Source organism: Nonomuraea sp. NPDC050786, assembly GCF_040654115.1.
Taxonomy (GTDB): Bacteria; Actinomycetota; Actinomycetes; order Streptosporangiales; family Streptosporangiaceae; genus Nonomuraea.
Genome location: NZ_JBFAHJ010000022.1, coordinates 141353 through 165096 on the forward strand (window position 1 = coordinate 141353; position 23744 = coordinate 165096).

Below are 23744 nucleotides of genomic sequence, written 5' to 3' on the forward strand. Positions count from 1 at the left end.
CCGTCTAGTCAGAAGGGGCCGGTCAGGTCCCCCAGCTTGTCGGTCAGCTGCAGGTTCGCCGAGTAGTCGACCGGCACCGCGACCACCGACACCACGTCGTCCGCCAGCGCCCTGCGCAGCGTCGGCAGCAGCTCGTCGGCGCTCGTGACCTGATAGCCGCGGGCCCCGAAACTTTCCGCGTACTTGACGAAGTCGGGGTTGCCGAATGCGACGTTGGAATCGCGCCCCAGCTCCAGGTCCATCTTCCACTGGATCAGCCCGTACGCGCCGTCCACCCACACCAGCACCACGAACGGGATCCGCTCCCGCACGGCGGTCTCGAGCTCCTGGGAGTTCATCAGGAACGCGCCGTCACCGGTGGCCGCCAGCACGCGGCGATGGGGGAAGGCCAGCTTGGCCGCCAGCGCGCCCGGCACCGAGAAGCCCATGGACGACAGCCCGTTGGAGACCAGCATCGTGTTGGGCTCGTACGTCGGGTACATGCGGGCCATCCACATCTTCACCGCCCCCGTGTCCGCCAGCACGATGTCCTCGCGCCCCATGGCCGCGCGGATGTCGGCCACCACCCGGCGCGGCGACAGCGGGAACCCGCCCTCCGAACGTCCCTGCTCGAGCTCCTCCCGCACCATGCGGCGGATCTTCTCGCCGGTGCCGTTCATCTCGAAGCGCCGGTGCACCGCGTCGCCGAGCGCGTGCAGTGACCGCGAGATGTCCCCGTGAATCCCCACCTCCACCGGATAGTGGTCGTCCACCTCGGCCGGGAACCGGTGAATGTGGATGATCTTCTTGTCCCGCAGCGGGTTGATCTTGGCCGGGTCGAACTCCTGGAGCTCGTACCCGACGCTGATCAGCACATCCGCCTCGTCGAACCCGAAGTTCACGTAGTCGTGGCGCATGAAACCCACCGCGCCCAGCGCGTGCCGGTGGTCGTCGGGGAAGACGCCCTTGCCGTTGAACGTGGTCGCCACCGGCAGCCCGAGCCGCTCGGAGAAACGCACCAGCGCCGGAGCGGCCCCGGCGCGCGTGGCACCGTGCCCGGCCAGCACGATCGGCCGGCGCGCGACGGCCAGCACGTCGGCCGCGCGGGCGATCTGGGCGGGGGAGGGGTCCTGGGGGCGGACCACGTTCACCGGGAGCGGGCGCAGGCCGGCGGGCGCCGGCGCCGACTCGACGTCCTCGGGGATGGCGAGGTAGACGGCGCCTGGACGTTCGGTCTGGGCGGTCTTGAACGCCTTGCGGATCATCTCGGGCAGCGCCTGCGGCGACGGCACGAGCTCGGCCCACTTGGTGATCGGCCGGAACAGCGACACCAGGTCCACCACCTGGTGCGACTCCTTGTAGATGCGGTCGAGCCCGACCTGCGCGGTGATCGCCACCACCGGCGTGCTGTTGGTGGTGGCGTCGGCCACGCCGAGCTGCAGGTTGATCGCGCCAGGGCCGAGCGTGGCCGAGGCCACGCCGGGCTTGCCGGTCAGCCGGCCGTAGATCTCGGCCATGAAGGCCGCGGCCTGCTCATGCCGTACGAGCACGTAGCGGATGGAGGAGTGCTGGAGCGCGTCGACGAAGTGGATGTTCTCCTCGCCGGGGATGCCGAAGACGTGCTCGACGCCTTCCGCCTCCAGTGCCTGCACGATGAGCCGGGCCGCGTCGGCCTGCGGTGACATGGGACACGCCTTCTTTCCTGTACGACCCTGTACGACCCTGTACGCCGTCGTCCCTGCAAGCACCGGAAGGTCGCCGTTCATTCCGGCGGACGGCGGGTAAGTGAAGAGCGGCTCCCCGCACTGATCCCGCACCACGAGGGGACCGGAAGATGGTGGAGCGACCTTTCTGTCTGACGCTTCTGGGAGGCTTCCGGCTGCTGGCCGGAGGCGAGCAGCGCGCCGTCTCCAGCGGGTCCGAGCGCCTGCTCGCCTTCCTCGCCATCAGCCGCAGGACGGTTCCCCGGAGCGTGATGGCGACCACGCTCTGGCCCGACGCGCCGGAGAAGCGCGCGCAGGCCAACCTGCGCTCCGCGCTGGCCCGCCTCGACGGCGTCGGGCGGCGGATGCTCGAGGTGGGAACGACCGAGATAGGGCTGTGCCCGGAGACCGGCGTGGACTTCGACGAGGCGCGGGCGCTGGCGCGGCACCTGCTCGACCGCACCCGCGAACTCGGGGAGGACGAGGTCGGCACGCACTCCGTCGAGGTGCTCTCCGACGGCCTGCTGCCCGGCTGGTACGAGGAATGGGTCCTCGCCGCCGCGGACGAGTGGCACCAGCTGCGGCTGCACGCTCTCGAGGCGCTGTCGGCGATCTTCGTGCGGCAGGGCAGGTTCGCCGAGGCGGTCACGGCCGCGAGCGTGGCCGCGCACGCCGAGCCGCTGCGGGAGAGCGCCTGCGCCGCGCTCATCGAGGCCCACCTCGCGGAGGGTAACCAAGCGGAGGCGCTGCGCCATTTCCAGCTGTACGAGCGAAATCTCCACACCGAACTCGGCCTCCAGCCGACCCCCCGATTGTGCGAGCTGGTCGCGGATCTGCGCGCCGGGCGGGGCCGCTGAGCCGGGGCCGGTGACGCCGCCGTCACGCCGCCATCACGGCGTGGTGACACGGCCCCCGCCACGCTGTGGGTGACAGGAAGGGAGACCAGGATGCGCATCAAGAAGAGCCTGATGCTGGCTACTCCGGCGCTTCTCGCCGCTGTCACACTCGGACCGGTCACGGCATCGACCAGCCAGGCCCTCGCGGACACGACCGCGACCAGCGTGCAGACCAGCACGCACGCCGCGCCCGCGCCGCCCAAGGACCGGCAGAAGCAGTACAACCGCGGCAGGAACTCCGGCTACATGGAGGGCCGCGCGGACTGCAGGGCCAACAACCCGTACAGCCTCCAGCGCACCTCTGGTGGCGGCTACTACCAGCGCGGGTTCATGGACGGTTACAACGAGGGGTTCCACAGCTGCACCCCGACCAGGTAACCTCCGCCCATAGACGGGACCCCACCCCGCCGCCGCCGGGTGGGGTCCCCCCTTGCGCTCATGCCAGGCGGGCCACCCCGTCGAGCAGCCGCTCCACGTCGGAGCGGTCGTTGTAGTGGACCAGGCCCGCGCGCACCGCCCCGCCCGAGTCGCGGATGCCGAGCGCGCCGGTCAGCTCCCAGGCGTAGTTGTGGCCGTTCCAGACGTTCACCCCGAGCCCGGCCAGGTGCTCGGCCACCTGGCGCGGGGTGTGGCCGGCCACGTTGAAGTAGGCCGTGGCGGTCCGCCTGGCCGGCTTGCCGTACGTCGTGACGTGCGGCATCGTCTCCAGCCCTTCGATCAGCACCGCGAACAGCGCCAGCTCGTGCTGCTCCACCGCGGTCATCGAGGCCAGCAGGCGCTCGCGGCGGGTGCCCCCGCCGGGCACCAGGGCGGCCAGGTGCTCCACGGCCGCCGTCACCCCGGCCAGGTCGGCGAACGCCGCCGTCCCCGTCTCGAACCGCTCCGGCACCGTGTCAGGCGAGGAGGCCAGCTTGTCCGGCCTGAGCGTCTCCAGCAGCGCCGGGTCGGCCACGACGGCGCCGATGTGCGGCCCCGACCACTTGTACGCGCTCGTGGCGTAGAAGTCGGCGCCGAGCGCGCGCATGTCCACCGGTCCGTGCGGAGTGGCGTGCACGCCGTCCACGTACACCAGCGCGCCCGCCCGGTGCGCCAGCTCGGCGATGGCGGGCACGTCGGGGCGGGTGCCGAGGATGTTGCTGGCCGCCGTCACCGCGACCACCCGGGTACGCTCGCCGATCAGCTCCGCGTACTGCTCGACCGGCAGCTCCCCGGTGACCGGGTCCACCTCCGCCCAGCGGACGGTGGCGCCGGTCTGGGTCCACGGGCGGACGTTCGCGTCGTGGTCGAGCCTGGAGACCACCACCTCGTCGCCCGGGCCCGCGATGGTCCTGGCCAGCCGGTACGTCAGGGTGGTCATGTTCGGGCCGAGGATCACGCCGTCCGGGTGGCCGCCGACCAGGTCGGCCACGGCGGCGCGGCAGCCCGCCACGATGGCGTCGGAGCGGCGGCTGGCGGGGAAGGCGCCGCCGACGTTGCCGATGCCGCTCCGGTAGGCGGCGCAGACGGCGTCCATCACGGATTGCGGGGTCTGGGTGCCGGCCGCGCCGTCAAGGTAGGCGAAGCCGTCGGCCAAGGCGGGATAGGAGGAACGTACCGATTCCACAGGGAAAGGCATGATAGGTAGATGCTCACCCTCAGGGACCTCAACCGGGCCACTTTGGCACGTCAGCACCTTCTCGGACGGCACGAGGGTGACGTGGCGGACGTCGTGCGCCGCCTGGTGGGGCTGCAGGCCCAGGAGCCGCGGCCCCCGTACCTCGGCGTGTGGTCCAGGCTGGCGGGGTTCGCGCGGGACGACCTGCACACGGCGCTGCACGCGCGCACGCTCGTGCGGGCCACCATGTGGCGGGCCACGCTGCACCTGGTGACGGCCGCCGACTTCGCCGCGTTCCGGCCGCTGCTGCGGCCCGCGCTGGAGGCCGCGGCGCGCCGCTTCGACGGGCTCGACTTCGACGCCGTCCTGGCCGCGGCCGACCGGCTGCTGGCCGCGGGGCCGATGACCTTCAACGAGCTGCGGCCCCGGCTGCTCGAGGAGTTCCCCGGCGCGAACGACCGGGCGCTCGGATACACCGTGCGCATGCTCACCCCGCTGATCATGGTGCCGACCGAGGACCGGTGGAGCTTCCCGCGCGAGTCCGCCTTCGGCCTGCCGGGCATCCCCCTGGCACCGGCCGGCGTGGAGGCGCTGATCGAACGCTACCTCGCCGCGTTCGGCCCGGCCACGCCCGCCGACGTGCAGACCTGGTCCGGGCTGCGCGGCCTCAAGCAGGTCATGTCCGGCATGGAGCTGGAAAGGGTCAAAGACTTCACGGGAAGGGAGCTGTACGACCTGCCGGACGCGCCCAGGCCGGGCGGCGAGGCGCCCGCGCCCGTACGGTTCCTGCCCGACTTCGACACCCTGATCCTGGGCCACGCCGACCGGACCCGCGTGCTGGCCGATGAGTACAAGGGCCTGGTCGCCACCAAGAATCTCCGGGTCAAGGCGGTCTACCTGGTGGACGGCTTCGCGGCGGGGACGTGGCAGATCAAGCGGGCGGGCAGGCGGGCCAAGCTGATCGTCAGCCCGTTCACCTCGACGCCGCTGGACCTGCTCGAGGAGGAGGGACTGGGCCTGCTGGCCTTCGCCGAGCCGGACGCGGCCCCGTCCCTCGAGCTGGAGGCCTGACCTTCGACCTGAGCTGCGTAATGCGGAAGCAAGCTTGCCGCATTGCTCCGTACGCTCCTCGCATGATCCTCAACCAGCGGGTCCTCGCCCGTACCACGCTCGACCGCCAACTCCTGCTCCGCCGCTCGTCCCTGTCCCCTCTGGAGGCCGTCGAGCGCCTGGTCGCCGTGCAGGGGCAGGACATCGACGCGCCGTACGTCGGGCTCTGGTCGCGCCTGGCCTCCTTCACCCAGTCCGATCTGGCCGCGCTGCTGTACGGGAAGCAGGTGGTACGGGGATCGCTGCTGCGCGTCACCCAGCATCTGGTCTCGGCCGACGACTACCTGTGGATCCGGCCGCTGCTGCAGGCGATGTTCTCGCGCAGGCAGGGGGCATGGAACCGGGTGATGCCGGGCGTCGACGTGGAGGAGCTGACCAAGCTCTCCCGCGAGCACCTGGCGGGTCGTACGCTCACCCGGTCGCAGCTGCGCGACCTGCTGCACGAGCGGTGGCCCTCGGCGGACGCGGCGGCGCTGGGGTGGTCGGCGCAGGCGGTGGTGCCGGTCGTGCACACGCCGCCGAACGGCATCTGGGGGACCCGCGGGGCCACGCCGTTCACGCTCGCCGAGGAGTGGCTCGGGCGGCCCCTGGAGGCGTCGCCGCCCGTGGAGCGGCTGGTGGTGCGGTATCTGGCGGCGTTCGGGCCGGCGAGCGTCATGGACGTGCAGATGTGGTCGGGGCTGACGCGGCTGCGGTCGGTCGTGGAACAGATGACGTTTTTGCGGAAATTTCATGACATGGAGGGCCGTGTTCTTTATGACCTTCCTGATGCCCCGCTCGCCGCCGAGGACGTGCCCGCTCCCGTACGGTTCCTGCCCTGGTTCGACAACCTCATCGTGGCCTTCCACGACCGGAGCCGCCTGATGACCCCGGAGCAGCGCAAGGCGGTCTGCGTGGGATCGGTCGTCTACCCCACCTTCCTCGTCGACGGAACTGTCGGTGGCATGTGGGACCTTAAGAACGGCGTGCTGACGGTCGAGCCCTTCCGCCCGCTGCCCGACGGCGTCAGGGAGGAGCTGGCCGTGGAGGGGGCGCGCCTGATGGCCTTCGCGGGTGTCGAGGAGGGGAGCATCGCATGGCTGCCGCCCAGGAGCGCTACGACGAGCTGAGCACGAATCGGCTCTCCGCCTGGAGCCACGTACCTGCCACCGTTGGGTAGCGTGGTCAGAGGCGGTCCGCACGGTCTGCCGCTTCCCCGTCCGTCGAAATCCAAGGTGGCGATGGCCCACGGTCACCACGTTCAGTTCTGACCCACGTTCGAAGCGTCGTGTGTCCAAAGCGAGCGAGGAGGGTGTTTTGTCCGAAGCAGCAGAGGTTCTCGAACTCGACGACAACGTCGCCGACGGTGGCACGGCCGTCGGCGCAGACTCGGTGAAGGCCTATCTCAAGGAGATCGGGCGCGTCCCCCTGCTCACCGCCGAGCAGGAGATCGAGCTGGCCAAGCGCATCGAGGCCGGGCTCTTCGCCAGGGAGCGGCTCGACACCGAGCCGGGCCTGCCCGCCGACCTACGTGCCGACCTGGAGTGGATCGCCGACGACGGCACGCGGGCCAAGCGCCGCATGCTGGAGGCCAACCTGCGGCTGGTCGTCTCCATCGCCAAGCGCTACACCGGCCGCGGCATGCTCTTCCTCGACCTGATCCAGGAGGGCAACCTGGGGCTGATCCGGACGATCGAGAAGTTCGACTACCGGCTCGGCTACAAGTTCTCCACGTACGCGACATGGTGGATCAAGCAGGCCATCACCAGGGCCATGGCCGATCAGGCCCGTACGATCCGCATCCCCGTGCACATGGTCGAGCTGATCAACAAAGTGGCGCGGGTCGAGCGCCGGCTGCAGAGCGACCTCGGCCGCGAGCCCACGCCGGAGGAGATCGCCAAGGAGACCGAGCTCGACGTCGACCGGGTCATCGAGGTGCAGGGCTACGGCCGTGAGCCGATCTCGCTGAGCATGCCGCTGGGCGAGGAGGGCGACAGCGAGTTCGGCGACCTCATCGAGGACACCGAGGCCGTCTCCCCGGCCGACGCGGTCTCGTTCACACTGCTCCAGCAGCAGCTCCACGCCCTGCTCGACCAGCTCTCCGAGCGCGAGGCGGGCGTGATCACCATGCGCTACGGCCTGGCCGACGGCAAGCCGAGGACGCTCGACGAGATCGGCCGCGTCTACGGCGTCACCCGCGAGCGCATCCGCCAGATCGAGGCCAAGACCATGTCCAAGCTCCGCCACCCGTCCCGCTCCCTGGCGCTGCGCGACTATCTGAGCTGACCACCCCCGTCTGAAAGGCTGTGCAAACGGAGACTCAAGACTGTCGCCCAAGGCAGGTGAGCGCGGCGGGCGCTGTCCTAGATTCCCAGGCGTGAAACGCTCCCGTTCGAGCCTCGTCCACCAGGTCGGCTACGCGGTCAGGAACCCCGACAGGATCGCGCCCCACCTCCGGCGGCTGGCGCGCGACACGTGGTTCCGGCTGCGCACGCGTGACCACATCGCCTACTACCGTGCCGTCATGAAGTCCGACACCGAGCGCGATCCCGAGGGCGCCGTCGGCTCACACACTCACAAACGGTGGCTGGCGCTGGGCCGCATGCAGTTCGACTACCTGGTCGGGCACGGGCTCAAGCCGGAATGCCGGATGCTGGAGATCGGCTGCGGCAACCTGCGGGCCGGGCGGCTGTTCATCGACTACCTGCACAGCGGAAACTACTACGGCATCGACATCTCGCCCGACATCCTCATGGCCGCCCAGGACACGATCGTCCGGCACGGGCTGCGCGACAAGCTGCCCCATCTGACCCCCGTACGCGATCTGCGCTTCGCCTTCCTGCCCGACGAGCACTTCGACGTCGTGCACGCGCACAGCGTGTTCTCCCACTCGCCGCTGCACGTCATCGAGGAGTGCTTCGCCCACGTGGGGCGGATCATGAAGCCGGACGCGTGGTTCGACTTCACCTTCGACAGGACCGAGGGCAAGGAGCACCACGTGCTGCGGGAGGACTTCTACTACCGCACCGAGACGCTCGTGGCCCTGGCCGGGACGCACGGGCTGCGGGCCACGTTCATGGAGGACTGGGAGCAGGGGCCGCACAAGCAGTCGAAGATCCGGATCACCAGGGTCAGCTGACCGAGGCCCAGAAGGCCTCCAGCCGGGCCGCGCCCGCCGCCGGATCCTGGAGCATCCACCAGTGTCCGAGGCCCGGCAGGTCGGCCACCGCGGCGCCCGCCCTGGCCGCGCTCGCCCGCGCCAGGTCCCGGGTCAGGAACGGGTCGTCCGAGGGGGCCAGCACCAGGCCGGGCGCGGGGATGTCCGCGAATGCCGGCGACCACTCCTCGGCGACGTGCACGGCCGAGCGGTAGAGGGCCAGGATGCTGTCGGCCATCACCTGGTCCACGGCGGACGCCATCCGCAGGGAGTGCCCGTGCGGCACGCCGAAGCCTTCGTACGCCTTGGCCTGCTCCTCCACCGGCACGGCCAGGAGCTGCTCGAAGAACGCCTCCCCGGCCTCCGGCGTCTGCCAGGCCCTGGCCAGGTCGTGCCACTCGAAGTCGGGATGGCCGAGGCCGGCGGCGTCGCTCGCCCACGAACGCACGAGGCCGGGGCGGGTGCTCACCAGGCGCACCACCAGACCGCCGCCCCAGTCGTGGCCGACCAGGTCGATCTCGTCGCCGGCCATCGACTCCAGCTCGCCGGCCAGCCACGCGACGTACTCCTCCTTCGTGGAGGTGAAGCCGTCCGGTCTGGGGCAGCCGAAGCCGGGCAGCGCGAGGGCGCGCACGTCCTGGCGGCTCAGCGCCGCGCGCAGGGGATCCCAGACGGCGGCCGTCTCGGGGACGCCGTGAACCAGCACGAGGGTCATTCCACGACCGTACGCCGTGGATATCCGCATGCATACGCCGGGGGCCTGCCTTTAGTGTGTCGGGAGTGAGAGACGTACGGACCCTGCCCAAGGCCCACCTGCACGTTCACCTGGAGAGCACCGTACGGCCCGAGACCGTGCGCGAGCTGGGCGGCACGTCCGAGCGGGCGGAGGTGTTCGGCACCTTCAAAGAGTTCGCCGACGAGCGGGCGCGGGTGCGCTCGCTGCTGCGCACGGCCGAGCACTTCCGGCGGATCGCCGTGGAGTTCTGCGAGGACGAGGCCGCCCAGGGCACCCGCTACGTGGAGGTGACCTTCACCGCCGCCTCCCACGGCGAGCGGGTGGGGGAGCCGGAGATGCCGCTGGAGGCGGTGCTCGACGGGCTGGCCGAAGGCGGGGCCAGGTTCGGGATCGACTGCCGGGTGCTGCTCGACCACTCCAGGCGGCGGCCGGTGGAGCGGCTGTGGCAGACGTTCAAGCTGGCCGGGCGCTACGAGCGGGTGATCGGGATCGGGCTGGCCGGTGACGAGGCCTACCCGCTGGCGCCGTTCGCGGAGGTGTTCGAGGCGGCCAGGGAGGCGGGGCTGCACCTGGTGCACCACGCGGGCGAGGCGGCCGGCGCCGCCAGCATCCGCGAGGCGCTCGACGTCGGGCACGCCGAGCGGCTCGGGCACGGCATCCGGGTGCTGGACGACGACGCGCTGGTGGCCGAGGTGCGCGAGCGCGGGATCCCGCTGGAGGTCTGTCCCACCTCCAACGTCCTGCTCGGGCTCGTCCCCTCGCTGCCCGAGCATCCGCTGCCCCGGCTGCTGGAGGCGGGGCTGGCGGTCACGATCAACACGGACGGGGAGACGGCGCTGGCCGACGAGTACACCCGGCTGCGGGAGGTGTTCGGGTACGGGGACGCGGAGCTGGCGGAGCTGGCCCGGGCCTCGATCGACGCGTCGTTCGCTCCCGAAGGGCTGAAGGCGGAGCTCAGAGCCCAGGTGGACACCTGGCTCGCTGCCCCGTGACCCGCCCTCGCACGCGGAGGCGGTGATGGACGACCGGCTGCCCGAGCCCGTCCTGGCCGCTGTGCTGGGGCGGGCGGGCGGGGTGGTGGTGACGTGCCGCCGGGAGCCGGTCGGTGGCGGCACGGGGGCGGCGACCGGGGCCGTGACCAGGCTGTCCGGCGTGGCCCGGTGCGGGGGTGACGAGGTGCCGTTCACCGTGATGCGCAAGGAGGTCCGCCCCGTGCGGTCCGGACGGCACGCCCCGTACGCCGGGGATCCCCGTCACTGGGCGTACTGGCGGCGCGAGCCCCTGGCCTACGCGAGCGGCCTGCTCCCCAGCGGACCCGCGCTGGCCGCGCCGCGCTGTCACGGCGTCGTGGGCGACGTGATGTACCTGGCCGACGTGACCGGCGCGCCCGAGCAGCCGGGACGGGCGGCCCGCAGGCTCGGGGCCTGGCAGGCGGGCTCGGCGGTGCCGGACGTGCCCTGGCTGGCCGGGCACCAGCTCGCCCAGCGGCTGCTGGCCGCCGGCGCATGGACCGCCGTGGACGCCGACCCGCGCGTCGCCGGGCTCTGGCGGCGCCAGGACGAGCTGCTCGCGCGGCTGGCGCGGTTGCCGGTCGTCCTGACGCACGGCGACTTCTCGGCCGGGAACCTGATGGACTCGGCCGGCACGACCGTGGTGCTGGACTGGGCCACGCTCGGCGCGGCTCCCGTCGGGGCGGACCTGGCGGCGCTGGCGCTGACCACGTTCGTGGATCCGGTGGAGGAGTACCTGGCCGGGGCGGGGGGCCGGTTCGAGCGGGCGGACGTGGAGCTGGGCTACCGCGCGACGCTCGCGCTGACGGGGGCCGGTCGGGTGCACTGGATGCTGTCGCGCGGGATGCGGCCGCCCGACGGATATGAGGACTTCATCCTGTCCCGAGCGCCGTGACCGCGCTAAGTCGTGATCGAACAGGCTGCTCCAGATCTCTGCGGGAGGTGGCCAGGGTTCGCATGATCGGGTCGCCCAGTTCTCCTGGCCGAGCCCCAGGCGGCGGCCGGCACCTTGGACATCGCCAACGCAAGGAGATCGGTCAGCGGCTGAGCATGCCGTCGATGCGCACATGCCGACTTGGGTAGGGGGTACTCAGGCGTCAGACCCCGCCCACGGCGGACGCTTCCTTGTAGCAGCGCTCCAAGGGAGGAAACCATGGGCTTCAGTCGGTTCAGGCGTGAAACGAGAAAACCTTTAACGTTCGCCGTGCTCCTGGCGCTGCTCCTGGCCTGGATCCCGGCGCTTGCCACCCCCGCAGCCGCAGCCGCCCCCGGCATCAAACTCACCTTCAAGATCGAGTACCTCCGCCAGATCGAAGACCCCGACAGCGGCGGTCTGGGCGACGGCGACTACTACCCCAAGGTCAAGATCGCCGACGGCCCCTTGGAGATCGGCCCGAGGATCGAGGACGACGAGTTCGAACCCTTCGGCCTGCCGGAAGCCCCCAACGGCTGGACCTTCACGAAAGACGACCTCCCGGGCGACAAACCAACCGTGGACATCACGGTCACGCTGTGGGACTGGGACGACGGGCTCAACACCAACGACGACCGGATGGACATCAGCCCCCGGGACCAGGACCTGGAGCTGAACCTCGTCTACGACGTGCGCTCCGGCACGTTGTCGGGCGACGACATCGTCTTCGGCAAGCCCTGCGTCAAGTCCGACGGGCAGACCGCCAAGGGCGAGACCTGCGTCGAGGGCGACGGCGACCACGGATTCCCCCGGGACAACGACGGCCGGATCACCAGAATCGGCATCACCGCCACCGCCGAGATGCCCGACACCGACAGCGACGGCATCCCGGACATCATCGAACTGACCGGCATCAGGAACCGCAGCGGCGATGTCATCGCCGACCTGCCCGCGCTCGGCGCCGACCCGTGCCGCAAGACGATCATCCTGCAGCTCGACTACATGGCCGACACCAACCCGACCACCCGGCACTCTCACCAGCCGAAGGCCGGCGCGATCACCCTGGTCCGCAACACCCTCGACGCCGCTCCGTTACCGGCCACGAATCCATGTCCCTATCCGGGGACACATCGCGACGGCATCGACTTCGTCTACATTCCAGGAGCACAACTCGCCGAACAGCAGCAAATGGGCCTGAACAGCAACGACTACCGGAACGCACGGAACGCCGACTTCCCCGCCGAGCTGGCCCGTTACGCCCACTACGGGATCTTCGCCCACGACCTCCTCGGCGACCCGGGAACCTCGGGCCAGTGCTGCGAACCCACCCGGGACAACAACAAGGACTTCATCGTCACCCTCGGCTCATGGCGGACCATGTGCGTGGCCGACTTCACCCGCGACTACGGCGGCGACGACACTTTGCAGACCACCGCACGCGGTGACGATGTCACCGACGGCACCCAGATCCATGTCGGCGACAACCGCCAGTGCGATACGACCAGTGCCCACCGTACCGACATCCAGGTGCTCACCCCCGGCACGGGCGACGCCGACGCCAAGGTCGGCACCGAGCAGGACCAGGCCGGCACCATCCTGCACGAGCTCTTCCACGCCCTGGCCCTGCGGCACGGCGGCGACAACAACGACAACTACAAGCCCAACTACCTCAGTCTCATGAACTACTTCTTCCAGACGGGCATCCCGAACAGCCCGCCGCCGCTGCTGGTCAACCAGCTGCGCGACTGGAAGGTGGGCGCGGTACGTCTAGGCCTGTCCAACGGCAAGCTGCCCCCGCTGAACGAAGGGGGCCTGAACGAGTCCGCGGGTATCGGCGATGGCACGGACTGGACGTTCTGGTGGACGGACAACCTCGCCAACCCGGGCAGCGGTTTCCGTCCGCTCCGGGCGGGCGCCGGTAACGGGCCGCTCAACTGGAACGACAACCGCACGACCGGCACCAACGTCCCGATCATCGACACCAGCAACGTGAGCGTGGACATCAACGCCGAGAAAGGTCTGACCACCCTCAGGGATCACGACGACTGGCCCGCGATCAGGTTCCGGGCGCAGTCCCCCGACCGCCTGGGCTGGGCGTGCAGCAGCTGGCCCGCATCCTCCCCCACTTGCGCCGGGGCCGGTGGCACTGTGGAGAAGGAACTGGACTTCGCCGCCGTGATCCGCCAGGAGATCTCGTTCTTCAACTTCTATGACCCCGATATCGTCACGAAGAAGTCCGTCGACAAGGCCGACGCCGAGCCCGGCGACACCCTCACCTACCCGGTCAGGCTGGACAACATCGGCACTGGCCAAGCAACCGCGATCGTCCTGAAGGACACCCCACCGACCGGCGACGCTCAAACGCGCCAGGTCGGACAACTGGGCGCGGGTGGTACGAGCACAGAGACGTTCACCTACGAGATCCCCTGCGATACCGAAGACGCCGCCGTACTGACCAACAAGGCCGAGGTGACCGCGAAGGACCTCGCCGGCGGAGCCGAGGCGAGAACGGACAACAACACGGCGACCGCCTCGACCAAGGTCCACGCCCCCAAGCTCACCCTCGAAAAGCGCGCGACCGCCACGGTCAACGCCGGTGAGGCGATCACCGTCGACCTGAAGGTCGCCAACGTCGGCAGCGCCAAGGCCACCGGCGTCGCCTTGACCGACACGCTCCCGAAGGAGGTCTACTACAGCCAGGCCCTCGACCAAGGCACAGGTCCCCGTCCGACCAAGGTCACCCGCAACGCCGACGGGACGACGACGCTGACGTGGTCGCTGGGCGAAATCACCGCGGGCGCCGCCCGGTCAGTGCAGTTCACGGCCAGGCCCAGCCTGCTGTTCACCGCCGGGGAGAAGCTGAAGGACCAGGCTTCCGTGACGTACGGCAACGTCAACGGCTGCGTCTACGAGCCGGTGACCGCGACGGCCACCACCACGATCACCGAGGTCACGCCGACCCGCGACCCACACTCGCACGGCTACTGGAAGACCCACCCGGAGAACCGCACCGCCGAGTTGCTGGCCCGGGTTCAGGCCACCTACCAGCAGTTCGACAGCTCGGGAAACGGGGCACTGGACAACTCAGAGGCCGAAGCCGTGCTCGCGGCGGGCGGACCGCAGCCAAGCCCCGCCAAGTTCCAACTGCTGGCGACCTTGTTCGACCTTGCCGCGCGGCAGATCAACGCCTCCACGCAGATCGACAGCGAGCTCACCCGCAAGCTCGGGACGCGCACGGTCGGAGAAGCCGTCCGGTACAGCTTCGCCACCCTGGCCCTGCCGGTCAACAGCTCGACGGCCCAGCGGTACTCCGACGCCACCGCCCTGCTCGACGAGATCGTCAACAACAAGAGCGAGGTTTACTGAGAAAAGAGGGGGCCACAGCCACGTGGCCCCCTCAGCGCGGGAAGCGTCACCTGGGTGGCTTCCCGCCCGGCGGTGGCCGCCGCCTCGAGCGCGGCGGCCACCGTCACGCAGTTGCTTGCGCAGCCGATTCGTCTCCTCAAGCGTCGTGGCGGCCTCGCGCTCTTCGTCCGCGCGCGGCGCTCGGCGGCGTCGGCGCGGGTCCACTCCCGACTATGCGCATTTATGCTCAGATAGTTTCGAGGGCCTTCAAAAGTAGTGCGGCCAGGGCCGGGAAGGCTGGATTCAACCTCATAGCTTTCTGGAAGCCTCGGCGTCGGCCGGATTTAGCATGCTTTTTGCCCTGAAACTTTCAGTATTTTCCCGGGTGAAGAGGCGGTACGTGCCAGCAAGAGGGCATGGGTCGCCGCTCGTCCGGACAGCGCAGCGGGCCACGCCTTGACGGCACCTGCACGCCTCGTATTTGCTCCGTCGCACCACCAACCATCGGCGGAGGACCGGCCCGGCGGAGCGATGTCAGCGGTCACACGATGCTTCCGTCACGCCCTCCACCCGCCGCCAGGTCTGCATGGATGAGAGGACTGATCAACCTCATGTTAACGCTAACCGAGGCCGTGGTGCCGCCCCTCTCCGCAGCGCCACCGGCAGGTGAGTGATGTTGCGGCGTAATTCCGTCTTCGCCGCTGTCATAGTCGCGGCGCTTCTCGTAGTGGCCACCGGTGGTACGGCGCTGAGCATCAGCGAAACCACGTCACGCACCGCAAGCGCCGCCGCGGCGACGGCAGGATGCGGCAAGACTCCGACGCTCAGAAGTGGCATGCAGTCGATTCAGAGCAGCGGCCAGACTCGCTCCTTCATCTTGAGAATTCCCGACAACTACAACAACAACAACCCCTACCGGTTGATCTTCGGGTTCCACTGGAACGGCGGCACCGCCAACGACGTCGACTCAGGCGGGAGCAGCGGATTCACCTGGTCCTACTACGGGCTCAGGCAACTGGCGAACAACACCGCGATCTTCGTCGCCCCCCAGGGCCTGAACAACGGCTGGGCCAATTCCGGCGGCCAAGACCTGACCTTCGTCGACGACATGGTCAGGCTGATCGAAGCGGACCTGTGTGTCGACACCACGCAGCTGTTCGCCGGAGGTTTCAGCTACGGCGGCGGCATGAGTTACGCCCTGGCCTGCGCCCGGGCGACGGTCTTCCGCGCGGTCGCTGTCTACTCCGGCGCACAGCTCAGCGGTTGCAGCGGCGGCACCCAGCCCATCGCCTACATCGGGCTGCACGGCATCAGGGACAACGTCCTTAACATCTCGCTGGGCCGGTCGCTGCGGGACACGTTCGTCAGGAACAACGGTTGCACTTCCCAAAACCCCCCAGAGCCGGCACAGGGCAGCCTGACGCACATCGTCACCGCCTACTCGGGATGCCGATCCGGGTACCCGGTCGTGTGGGCGGCGTTCGACGGGGGGCACACTCCCGGTCCAGTGGACGGGTCCACCGCCGACGACGGCGCACGGACCTGGACCAAGGGAGTGGTGTGGAACTTCTTCAACCAGTTCCAGAGCACGAACGACACCACTCCGCCGACCGCTCCGGGCACTCCCGCCGTCTCCAACGTGACCGCTACCAGCGCCACCCTGACCTGGACGGCATCCACCGACCAGGGCGGCTCCGGCCTGGCCGGCTACAACGTCTACCGGGAGCAGGGGGCCACCGACCCGCTACTCGGCCAGTCCACCACCAACTCGATCACCCTGACCGGGCTGACCGCCAACACCCAATACCAGGTCTACGTACGAGCACGGGACGGCGCGGGCAACCTGTCGGCCAACTCCGCGTTAGTCACGTTCACCACGGCTTCCACCAGCGACGACACCACACCACCCACCGCCCCGGCCGGGCTGGCGGCCTCCGGCACCACCGCCGGCAGCACCAACCTGTCCTGGACCGCTTCGACTGACGACGTCGGAGTGACCGGCTATGACATCCTGCGCGCGCCCGGGGCCACCGGCGGCACCTTCACGCAGGTGGGCACCTCGGCCACGACCTCGTTCAGCGACACGGGCCTGACCCCGAGCACCACCTACCGTTACCAGGTCCGCGCGCGGGATGCCGCCGGCAACCTCTCGCCGGTGTCCAACACGGTCCAGGTCACCACCAGCGGCGGCACCACTGCAACCTGCACGGCCACGCCGACCGTGCAGTCCCAGTGGGGTACCGGCTATGTGATCCAGCCGCTGACCATCACCAATACCAGTACCTCGACGATCACCAGTTGGACGGTTACCTTCACGCTCCCGGCCGGGCACACGCTGACCGGCTCATGGAACGCCACCGTCACCACCAGCGGGCAGACCGTCACGGCCAAGAGCGTGAGCCACAACGGCACGTTGGCCCCCGGAGCCAGCACCACCAGCTTCGGCTTCCAGGCCAGCCGTCCCGACGGCAACACGGCCCTGCCATCCGGATACACCTGCACCAGCGGGTAAACGAAATTCAAGGCCGCCCATACCGGCACCCGCCGGTATGGGCGGCCCCATCGCGAGCGGTCAGCGGATGCGCTTCAGGCGCCGACGCAGGCCGCGAGGTGCTCGCCGGTGAGGGTCGAGCGGGCGGCGACGAGGTCGGCGGGCGTGCCCTCGAAGGCGATCCGGCCGCCGCCGTGCCCGGCCCTGGGGCCGAGGGATGATCCAGTCGGCGTGCGCCATGAGGGAGCACCTGGCCGGCCTCGGCCGTGGTGCCGGGCCCGATTGTCGGATGGGTCCTGAAGGATGGCTGCCATGGTTTCTTATCAGCTGGTCGTTGACTGTGCGGCACCCGAGCGGATGGCCCGGTTCTGGGCGGGCGCGCTGCGGTACACGGTGGAGCCGCCGCCGGGTGGATTCGACACGTGGCGGGCTTACTGGCGCAGTCTCGGAGTGCCGGAGGACGAGCTGGGCGAGGGGGACTGCAGCGACAGCATCGTCGATCCCGAAGGGTACGGGCCGAGGATCTGGTTCCAGCAGGTGCCTGAGGGCAAGGTGATCAAGAACCGGTTCCACCTGGATGTGAAGGTGGGCGGCAAGCGGGAGGACGTACCGCTGGAGACCCGGAAAGCGCGGGTGGATGCCGAGGTGGAGCGGCTTGTCCAGGCGGGGGTGTCCGTAGTGCGGGTGCTGTCGCAGCCCGGGGTTGATCACTATGCGGTGGCGATGCTGGATCCCGAGGGGAACGAGTTCGACGTGGTGTAGCGCCGTTTATGAAACACGACCTGGCCTAGGTCGCCCTCCCGTTGCGGGGCCGTACGCGGTGGAGGTCGAGGCCGGCGTCCACCACCTCGGAGCGTTCGAGGCCGGCCACCTGGTCGAGCGGCACCCACGCGGCCAGGTCCGTGCTGCCGTCGACCTCGTGCCGGAGGGCGCCGCCGGTGATGCGGCCCTCGTAGACGATGCGCAGGCCGTGGAAGTCGGCCTCGCGCCCCGCGCCCCGGGGGTAGCGGCGGTGCAGGGTGCTCATGCCCAGCAGGGTCTCGATCGCCACCGTGTAGCCGGTCTCCTCCCGCACCTCGCGGATCGCGGCGTCCACGGGGTCCTCAGCGTGCTCTAGGCCGCCGCCCGGCAGGGTCCAGAGCCGCTCGCCGGACGGGCCGACCCAGCGCGCGAGCAGGAGCCTGCCGTCGTCGACGCAGATGGCGTACGCGGACACGCGCAGCTCTTTGGTGATCAGCACAGTACGACTATGACGAGCTCGGCCGGAGTCCGCGACCGGATGATCGGCCGCCGTTCATGAGGCGAGCCGCGTGGTGCTGCTCCGGAGGACGAGGGAGGTGGCGAGCTCGATGCGGGTCCCCGCCGCGCCCCTCGGATGGGTCAGCTCCTCCGAGATCAGCCGGACCGCCTCGTTGGCCATGTCGTCGAGGGGCTGGCGGACGGTGGTGAGCGGCGGCGACATCATCTCGCACAGCATCGAGTCGTCGAACCCCACCACCGACAGCTGGTCCGGCACCCGGAGCCCGCGCTCGGTCGCCGCCTGGTAGACGCCGGCCGCCTGCAGGTCCGAGCCGGCGAAGATGGCGGTCGGCCGGTCGGGGCGGTCGAGCAGCTCGGCCCCGAACTCCCTGCCGCCCGAGGTGAGGAAGTCGCCGTAACGCGTCAGCGTCGGATCGGGCTCGATCCCGAACGTACGGTGAGCCGCCAGATAGCCCTCGTACCGGTCGAGCGTGCACTGCGTGTCGAGCGGCCCGCCGATGAAGCCGATCCTCGTGTGCCCCAGCTCCAGCAGGTGGGTGGTGGCCATGACACCGCCCGACCAGTTCGTGGCGCCGACGGTGGACATGCGGGGATCGCGCTTGCCCACCGGGTCGAGCAGCACCAGGGGAACGTGCAGCAGCTCCTCGATGGCCGCGATCTCATCCTGGTTGGCCCGCGACAGCACCAGCACGATCCCGTCGGTGCCGCGCTTGCGCACGATCCCGATCCAGCGCCGCAGGTCGAAGTCGGGCCGGGCGGAGGACGTCACCACGAGCGAGAACCCCCACCGCGCCGCCGCCTGTTCCGCGCCCCTGATGAGCACCTGGGCCCACGGCGAGCCGAGCCCGTCGATGAGCAGGTCCACGAGGCCGGCCCGGGGCGTGCTCGGCGGGCGCGGGGCCTCGTACCCGAAGGCCCTGACGGCCTCGAGCACCTTGTCCCTGGTGGCCGCCGAGACGTGCTTCTTGCCGCTCAGGACCTTGGAGACGGTCGGCACGGACACTCCGGCGGCGGCCGCGACGTCTGCCAGCGTTGCTCGAGCCACAGGGCCTCCCCGGACAACTTTCGGAAACTGATGGAAACGGCAGGTCCCGCGCTGACCTGGGAGCATCCTGCTACCCGATCAGTGCTGTTGACATCTGTGCAGGCCGAAGCCTAGCGTAACCCCTCGGCAATGTCACGGTAATATTTCGGAAAGTGTCTCAGAAATTTTCCGAACCACTATCTGCCGATCGAGGGTGTATGGAACGGGTCGAGCAACTGCTCGCGGAGATGACGCTCGACGAGAAACTCGCGCAGCTCGTCGGCGTATGGCTGAACGTCAACCGGCAAGAGGGCGTCGTCGCGCCGCTGCAGGACTCCATGCAGGGCGAGGACGTCGAGTTTGAAGCTTTCGCCCGCCACGGGCTGGGCCACGTCACCCGCCACTACGGCACCAGGCCCGTCGACCCGGAGTGGGCGAGCACGGCGCTGGCCGCGCGGCAGCGCTGGCTCCGCGACCACACCCGGCTGGGCATCCCGGCGATCGCCCATGAGGAGTGCCTGACCGGGCTGGCGGCCTGGCGCGCCACGACGTACCCGGTGCCGCCCGCGTGGGGCGCCTCGTTCGACCCCGAGCTGGTCGAGCGGATGGGCGCCAGGATCGGGGAGAGCATGCGGGCGCTCGGCGTCCACCAGGGCCTCGCCCCGGTGCTCGACGTGATCCGCGACCAGCGCTGGGGACGGGTCGAGGAGTGCATCTCCGAGGACCCGTACGAGGTGGCGACCATCGGCGCGGCCTACGTGCGCGGCGTGCAGTCCACGGGCGTGATCGCCACGCTCAAGCACTTCGTCGGCTACTCCAACTCCCGCGCCGGCCGCAACCTCGCCCCCGTGCACGCCGGCGCCCGCGAGGTGGCCGACACGCTGCTGTTCCCGTTCGAGGTCGCGGTCAAGGACGCGCGGGCGGGCTCGGTCATGAACTCCTACGCCGAGATCGACGGCATCCCGGTCGCCGCCGACCCGTACTACCTGACCCGGATCCTGCGGGACGAATGGGGCTTCGAGGGCACGGTCGTCGCCGACTACTTCGCGGTCGCCTTCCTGCACACCCTGCACGCGGTGGCCTCCGGCGCCGAGGACGCGGCCGTGCAGGCGCTCACGGCGGGCATCGACGTCGAGCTGCCCACCGGGGTGGCCTACCTGGAGCCGCTGAAGCAGGCCGTCACCGAGGGCAGGATCGACGAGGCCCTCGTCGACCGGGCGCTGCGCCGCGTGCTGCTGCAGAAGGCCGGGCTCGGCCTGCTCGACGACGCCTACGAGCCCGAGCCGTCAGGACCGGTGGACCTCGACGACCCCGGCTCCCGCGACCTGGCCCGGCGCCTGGCCGAGGAGTCGATCGTGCTGCTCACGAACGACGGCGTGCTCCCGCTCGGCGACGCCGCGGGCAGGACCGTCGCCGTCATCGGCCCGAACGCCGACGACGTCACCGCCCTGTTCGGCTGCTACTCGTTCGTCAACCACGTCCTGCCGCACTTCCCCGAGGTCGAGTCCGGGATCGCCGCGCCGACGCTCCTCGACGCGCTGCGCGAGGAGTTCCCCGGCGCGACGATCCAGGTCGAGCGGGGCACGGGCGTGGACGACGGCGACCGTACGGGCATCGCCGCGGCCGCGCGCCTGGCGGCGGGGTCGGATCTCGCGATCCTCGTGCTCGGCGACCGCTCCGGGCTGTTCGGCCGGGGCACCTCCGGCGAGGGCTGCGACGCGGAGAGCCTCGACCTGCCGGGGGCGCAGCAGGAGCTCGCCGACGCCGTCATCGCCACGGGCACGCCGACCGTGGTGGTGCTCATGACCGGGCGCGCCTACGCCGTTCCGGCCCTGCTCAAGCAGGCCGCCGCCGTCGTGCAGGCGTACTTCCCCGGCGAGGAGGGCGCGGGCGCCGTCGCCCGCGTGCTGTCCGGCGCCGTGAACCCCTCCGGCCGCCTGCCCATGAGCATGCCCCGCTCGACCGCCGGCCAGCCGTACAGCTACCTGCACCCCCGGCTCGGCGCGGCGAGCTCGGTCAGCAACATCGACCCCGCGCCGGCGCTGGGCTTCGGCCACGGGCTGAGCTACACGAGCTTCGCCTACGAGGACCTGACCGTCGCCCCGACGGCCGCGACGGCGGGGTCGATCCGCTGCTCCGTCGTGGTGCGCAACACCGGCGAGCGCTCCGGGGCGGAGGTGGTCCAGCTGTACGCCTCCGACAAGGTCGCCTCGGTCACCAGGCCCGTCGCCCAGCTCGTCGGATACGCCCGGGTCGAGCTGGCGCCAGGCGAGAGCGCCAAGGTCGGCTTCGACGTCCCGGTCAGGCTGCTGGCCTTCACCGGCCGCGACGGGCGGCGCGTCGTCGAGCCCGGCGAGATCGGCCTGTCGGTGCGCCGCTCCGTCGCGGAACCGATCGCCGAGGCGTCCGTGGAGCTGACCGGCCCCCTGTACGAGATCACCGGCTCCGAGCGGCGCCTGACCGCCGTCTCCGTCGAGCCGGCGAAGAACGCCTGATGTGGGAGTTGTGACATGTCTCGCTTGGACGCTTTCAGGCACCGCCTTGGGGGCTTCGCCTACGGCGGCGACTACAACCCGGAGCAATGGGACCCGGCCGTGTGGCGGGAGGACGTCCGGCTCATGCGCGAGGCCGGCGTCAACGTCGTCTCCCTCGGCGTGTTCGCGTGGGCGTCGCTGGAGCCCGAGCCCGGCAAGTACGAGTTCGGCTGGATGGACGAGATCATGGACCTCCTCCATGAGAACGGCATCAGCGTCAACCTGGCCACCCCCACCGCGGCGCCGCCCGTCTGGCTCACGCAGCTGCACCCCGAGGTGTTCCCGGTCATGGCCGACGGGGAGCGCTTCGGCTTCGGCAACCGGCTGCACTACGACCCGTCGTCGCCGATCTACCGCGAATACGCCGCCGGCATCACCACCAAGCTCGCCGAGCGCTACTCGTTCCACCCGGCGCTCGCGATGTGGCACATCTCCAACGAGTACGGGCCCACGGCGTACAACGAGGCCGCCTCGGCCAACTTCCGCCGCTGGCTGCAGCGCCGCTACGGCGACCTGGAGACGCTGAACGAGGCGTGGTACACCCGCTTCTGGAGCCAGCACTACACCGACTGGGACCAGATCGAGGTGCCGCACATCCCGCGTACCTGGATGAACCCGGCCCGCAGGCTCGACTTCAAGCGGTTCACCTCCGACGCCCTCCTCGAGTGCTACATCGCCGAACGCGACATCGTCCGCTCCTTCCGCGACGACATCCCGGTGCTGACCAACTTCATGCGCTTCTTCAAGCACGCCGACTACTGGAAGTGGGCGCCCGAGGAGGACGCGGTCGCGCTGGACATCTACCCCAACCCCGCCGACGCCGACTCGCACGTGTCGGCGGCCTTCCAGTTCGACCTGTTCCGCTCGCTCAAGGGCGGCCAGCCGTGGCTGCTCATGGAGCAGGCGGCCAGTGCGGTCAGCCAGTGGCAGCTCAACATCGTCAAGGAGCCGGGACGGATGCGCCTCGGCTCGCTCCAGGCGGTGTCGCGGGCGTCGGACTCGGTGATGTTCTTCCAGTGGCGGGCCGGCCGCGGCGGGCAGGAGCGCTTCCACTCGGCGATGCTGCCGCACTCCGGGCCGGACTCGCGCACGTTCAAGGAGATCATCGACCTGGGGCGGGAGCTGAAGCTGCTCGCGCCCGCCGCCGGGACCACCTCGCGCGCCGAGATCGCCATCCTCTTCGACTGGGACGGCTGGTGGGGGCTGGAGGAGACCGCGGGGCTGCCGCGCCAGGACTTCAGCTATCCCGACACGGTCATGCGGCACTACACGCCGCTGTGGTCGCAGCACTTCCCGGTGGACGTGGTGTCGTCCGGGTCGTCGCTGGAGGGGTACAAGGTGCTGGTGGTGCCGAACGCGTACCTGATCGACGACGAGGGCGTGCGGCGGATCACCGAGTTCGCCCGCGACGGCGGGACGGTGATCATGTCGTTCTTCTCCGGCGTGGTCGACGACTGCAACCGGGTGCGGCCCGACGGCTACCCGGGCGCGTTCCGGCAGCTCATCGGCGCCAAGATCGACGAGTACTGGCCGGCCAGGCCGCACGAGGTCTTCTCCGTGGAGTTCGCCGACGGGCGGCGGGCCACCTCGACCTGGTGGCGCGACGACCTCCACCTGGAGACGGGCACGGCCCTGGCCACCTACGGGGACGGGCTGCTGGCCGGGCGGGCGGCCGTGGTGGAGAACCGCTTCGGCGCGGGGCGGGTCGTGTACTTCGCCACGCTGCTGGAGCAGGCGGCCTTCGACGCCGAGCTGGTCGCGGCCGTGGAGGCGGCGGGCGTCCGGTCGCCCTTCCCGGGGGTGCCGGCCCACGTGGAGTGCGCGGTGCGGGGGGACGCGGAGCACGAGTACGTGTTCCTGCTCAACCACAGCGGCGAGGAGGGCGCGTCCGTGCCGTTCGACGGGGAGGGGACCGACCTGCTGACGGGGGAGCGCGTGTCGGGGTCGGTCGCCCTGGCCCCGCTCGGCGCGGCCGTGATCCAGCGCCCCCGCGCCTGACTCGTACGTACCCGG

At 70.3% G+C, this 23744-nt stretch carries 18 protein-coding genes and 1 pseudogene; 13 read left to right on the top strand and 6 right to left on the bottom strand.

Annotated features, from left to right (window positions below; all coding sequences use genetic code 11):
• Positions 1-8 precede the first annotated feature (8 nt).
• Positions 9-1664 carry an acetolactate synthase large subunit gene (locus tag AB0H84_RS33620; RefSeq protein ID WP_357613285.1) on the bottom strand — a complete coding sequence of 552 codons (1656 nt, stop codon included), beginning with the start codon at positions 1662-1664 and terminating at the stop codon, positions 9-11.
• A 149-nt stretch (positions 1665-1813) separates the two neighbouring features.
• Between AB0H84_RS33620 and AB0H84_RS33625 the strand changes: the two genes are divergently transcribed.
• Together AB0H84_RS33625 and AB0H84_RS33630 are read left to right on the top strand one after the other, a co-directional pair.
• Positions 1814-2539 carry a BTAD domain-containing putative transcriptional regulator gene (locus tag AB0H84_RS33625; protein WP_357613288.1) on the top strand — a complete coding sequence of 242 codons (726 nt, stop codon included), beginning with the start codon at positions 1814-1816 and terminating at the stop codon, positions 2537-2539.
• Between the two features lie 90 nt (positions 2540-2629).
• Positions 2630-2956, top strand: a complete 327-nt coding sequence (locus tag AB0H84_RS33630) for a hypothetical protein (RefSeq protein WP_357613291.1) — start codon at positions 2630-2632, stop codon at positions 2954-2956.
• 58 nt (positions 2957-3014) lie between these two features.
• Here AB0H84_RS33630 and AB0H84_RS33635 read toward each other — a convergent pair whose 3' ends face one another.
• Complete coding sequence (locus AB0H84_RS33635; RefSeq protein ID WP_357613294.1) at positions 3015-4181, bottom strand: cysteine desulfurase-like protein; 1167 nt, start codon at positions 4179-4181, stop codon at positions 3015-3017.
• A gap of 21 nt (positions 4182-4202) precedes the next feature.
• Between AB0H84_RS33635 and AB0H84_RS33640 the strand changes: the two genes are divergently transcribed.
• The 4 genes from AB0H84_RS33640 (at position 4203) to AB0H84_RS33655 (ending at position 8400) form a co-directional block, all read left to right on the top strand.
• The gene (locus tag AB0H84_RS33640) at positions 4203-5243 is read left to right on the top strand and encodes a winged helix DNA-binding domain-containing protein (protein WP_357613296.1); all 1041 of its coding nucleotides are present in this window, start codon (positions 4203-4205) and stop codon (positions 5241-5243) included.
• A gap of 62 nt (positions 5244-5305) precedes the next feature.
• Positions 5306-6391, top strand: coding sequence for a winged helix DNA-binding domain-containing protein (locus AB0H84_RS33645; protein ID WP_357613299.1), 1086 nt, complete (start codon positions 5306-5308; stop codon positions 6389-6391).
• A 160-nt stretch (positions 6392-6551) separates the two neighbouring features.
• On the top strand, positions 6552-7547 hold the full coding sequence (locus AB0H84_RS33650) for an RNA polymerase sigma factor (RefSeq protein ID WP_357613302.1): 996 nt from the start codon (positions 6552-6554) through the stop codon (positions 7545-7547).
• A gap of 91 nt (positions 7548-7638) precedes the next feature.
• Positions 7639-8400 (top strand): class I SAM-dependent methyltransferase, encoded by a 762-nt coding sequence (locus AB0H84_RS33655; RefSeq protein ID WP_357613305.1) that lies wholly within the window; start codon positions 7639-7641, stop codon positions 8398-8400.
• On the opposite strand, the gene AB0H84_RS33660 is transcribed toward AB0H84_RS33655, so the two are convergent.
• Positions 8393-9133: an alpha/beta hydrolase gene (locus AB0H84_RS33660; RefSeq protein ID WP_357613308.1), complete on the bottom strand. Its 741-nt coding sequence runs from the start codon at positions 9131-9133 to the stop codon at positions 8393-8395. The genes AB0H84_RS33655 and AB0H84_RS33660 overlap by 8 nt on opposite strands.
• A gap of 65 nt (positions 9134-9198) precedes the next feature.
• Here AB0H84_RS33660 and add point away from each other — a divergent pair, with 65 nt between their 5' ends.
• From add to AB0H84_RS33680, 4 genes are all read left to right on the top strand, one after another.
• Positions 9199-10146, top strand: a complete 948-nt coding sequence (gene add, locus AB0H84_RS33665; protein WP_357613311.1) for an adenosine deaminase — start codon at positions 9199-9201, stop codon at positions 10144-10146.
• 25 nt (positions 10147-10171) lie between these two features.
• Complete coding sequence (locus AB0H84_RS33670) at positions 10172-11059, top strand: phosphotransferase (RefSeq protein ID WP_357613314.1); 888 nt, start codon at positions 10172-10174, stop codon at positions 11057-11059.
• A 309-nt stretch (positions 11060-11368) separates the two neighbouring features.
• Positions 11369-14443: a CARDB domain-containing protein gene (locus AB0H84_RS33675; protein ID WP_357613317.1), complete on the top strand. Its 3075-nt coding sequence runs from the start codon at positions 11369-11371 to the stop codon at positions 14441-14443.
• A gap of 856 nt (positions 14444-15299) precedes the next feature.
• Complete coding sequence (locus AB0H84_RS33680) at positions 15300-16934, top strand: fibronectin type III domain-containing protein (RefSeq protein WP_357613319.1); 1635 nt, start codon at positions 15300-15302, stop codon at positions 16932-16934.
• A gap of 74 nt (positions 16935-17008) precedes the next feature.
• Here the strand turns inward: AB0H84_RS33680 and AB0H84_RS33685 are convergent.
• A pseudogene (locus tag AB0H84_RS33685) lies at positions 17009-17159 on the bottom strand (DNA helicase UvrA); the annotation flags it as partial.
• Positions 17160-17225: 66 nt separating this feature from the next.
• Here AB0H84_RS33685 and AB0H84_RS33690 point away from each other — a divergent pair.
• Positions 17226-17675 carry a VOC family protein gene (locus tag AB0H84_RS33690; protein WP_357613323.1) on the top strand — a complete coding sequence of 150 codons (450 nt, stop codon included), beginning with the start codon at positions 17226-17228 and terminating at the stop codon, positions 17673-17675.
• Positions 17676-17700: 25 nt separating this feature from the next.
• On the opposite strand, the gene AB0H84_RS33695 is transcribed toward AB0H84_RS33690, so the two are convergent.
• Positions 17701-18153, bottom strand: a complete 453-nt coding sequence (locus tag AB0H84_RS33695; protein ID WP_357613326.1) for an NUDIX hydrolase — start codon at positions 18151-18153, stop codon at positions 17701-17703.
• Positions 18154-18207: 54 nt separating this feature from the next.
• Positions 18208-19218, bottom strand: coding sequence for a substrate-binding domain-containing protein (locus AB0H84_RS33700; protein ID WP_357613328.1), 1011 nt, complete (start codon positions 19216-19218; stop codon positions 18208-18210).
• A 197-nt stretch (positions 19219-19415) separates the two neighbouring features.
• Between AB0H84_RS33700 and AB0H84_RS33705 the strand changes: the two genes are divergently transcribed.
• Positions 19416-21692, top strand: a complete 2277-nt coding sequence (locus AB0H84_RS33705; RefSeq protein WP_357613331.1) for a glycoside hydrolase family 3 N-terminal domain-containing protein — start codon at positions 19416-19418, stop codon at positions 21690-21692.
• 15 nt (positions 21693-21707) lie between these two features.
• The gene (locus AB0H84_RS33710) at positions 21708-23729 is read left to right on the top strand and encodes a beta-galactosidase (protein WP_357613334.1); all 2022 of its coding nucleotides are present in this window, start codon (positions 21708-21710) and stop codon (positions 23727-23729) included.
• Positions 23730-23744: the final 15 nt, after the last annotated feature.

Coding starts and splice junctions, on each gene's coding strand:
- AB0H84_RS33620 (WP_357613285.1), bottom strand. CDS start 1,664: ATGTCACCGCAGGCCGACGCGGCCCGGCTCATCGTGCAGGCACTGGAG.
- AB0H84_RS33625 (WP_357613288.1), top strand. CDS start 1,814: ATGGTGGAGCGACCTTTCTGTCTGACGCTTCTGGGAGGCTTCCGGCTG.
- AB0H84_RS33630 (WP_357613291.1), top strand. CDS start 2,630: ATGCGCATCAAGAAGAGCCTGATGCTGGCTACTCCGGCGCTTCTCGCC.
- AB0H84_RS33640 (WP_357613296.1), top strand. CDS start 4,203: ATGCTCACCCTCAGGGACCTCAACCGGGCCACTTTGGCACGTCAGCAC.
- AB0H84_RS33645 (WP_357613299.1), top strand. CDS start 5,306: ATGATCCTCAACCAGCGGGTCCTCGCCCGTACCACGCTCGACCGCCAA.
- AB0H84_RS33660 (WP_357613308.1), bottom strand. CDS start 9,133: ATGACCCTCGTGCTGGTTCACGGCGTCCCCGAGACGGCCGCCGTCTGG.
- AB0H84_RS33670 (WP_357613314.1), top strand. CDS start 10,172: ATGGACGACCGGCTGCCCGAGCCCGTCCTGGCCGCTGTGCTGGGGCGG.
- AB0H84_RS33690 (WP_357613323.1), top strand. CDS start 17,226: ATGGTTTCTTATCAGCTGGTCGTTGACTGTGCGGCACCCGAGCGGATG.
- AB0H84_RS33705 (WP_357613331.1), top strand. CDS start 19,416: ATGGAACGGGTCGAGCAACTGCTCGCGGAGATGACGCTCGACGAGAAA.
- AB0H84_RS33710 (WP_357613334.1), top strand. CDS start 21,708: ATGTCTCGCTTGGACGCTTTCAGGCACCGCCTTGGGGGCTTCGCCTAC.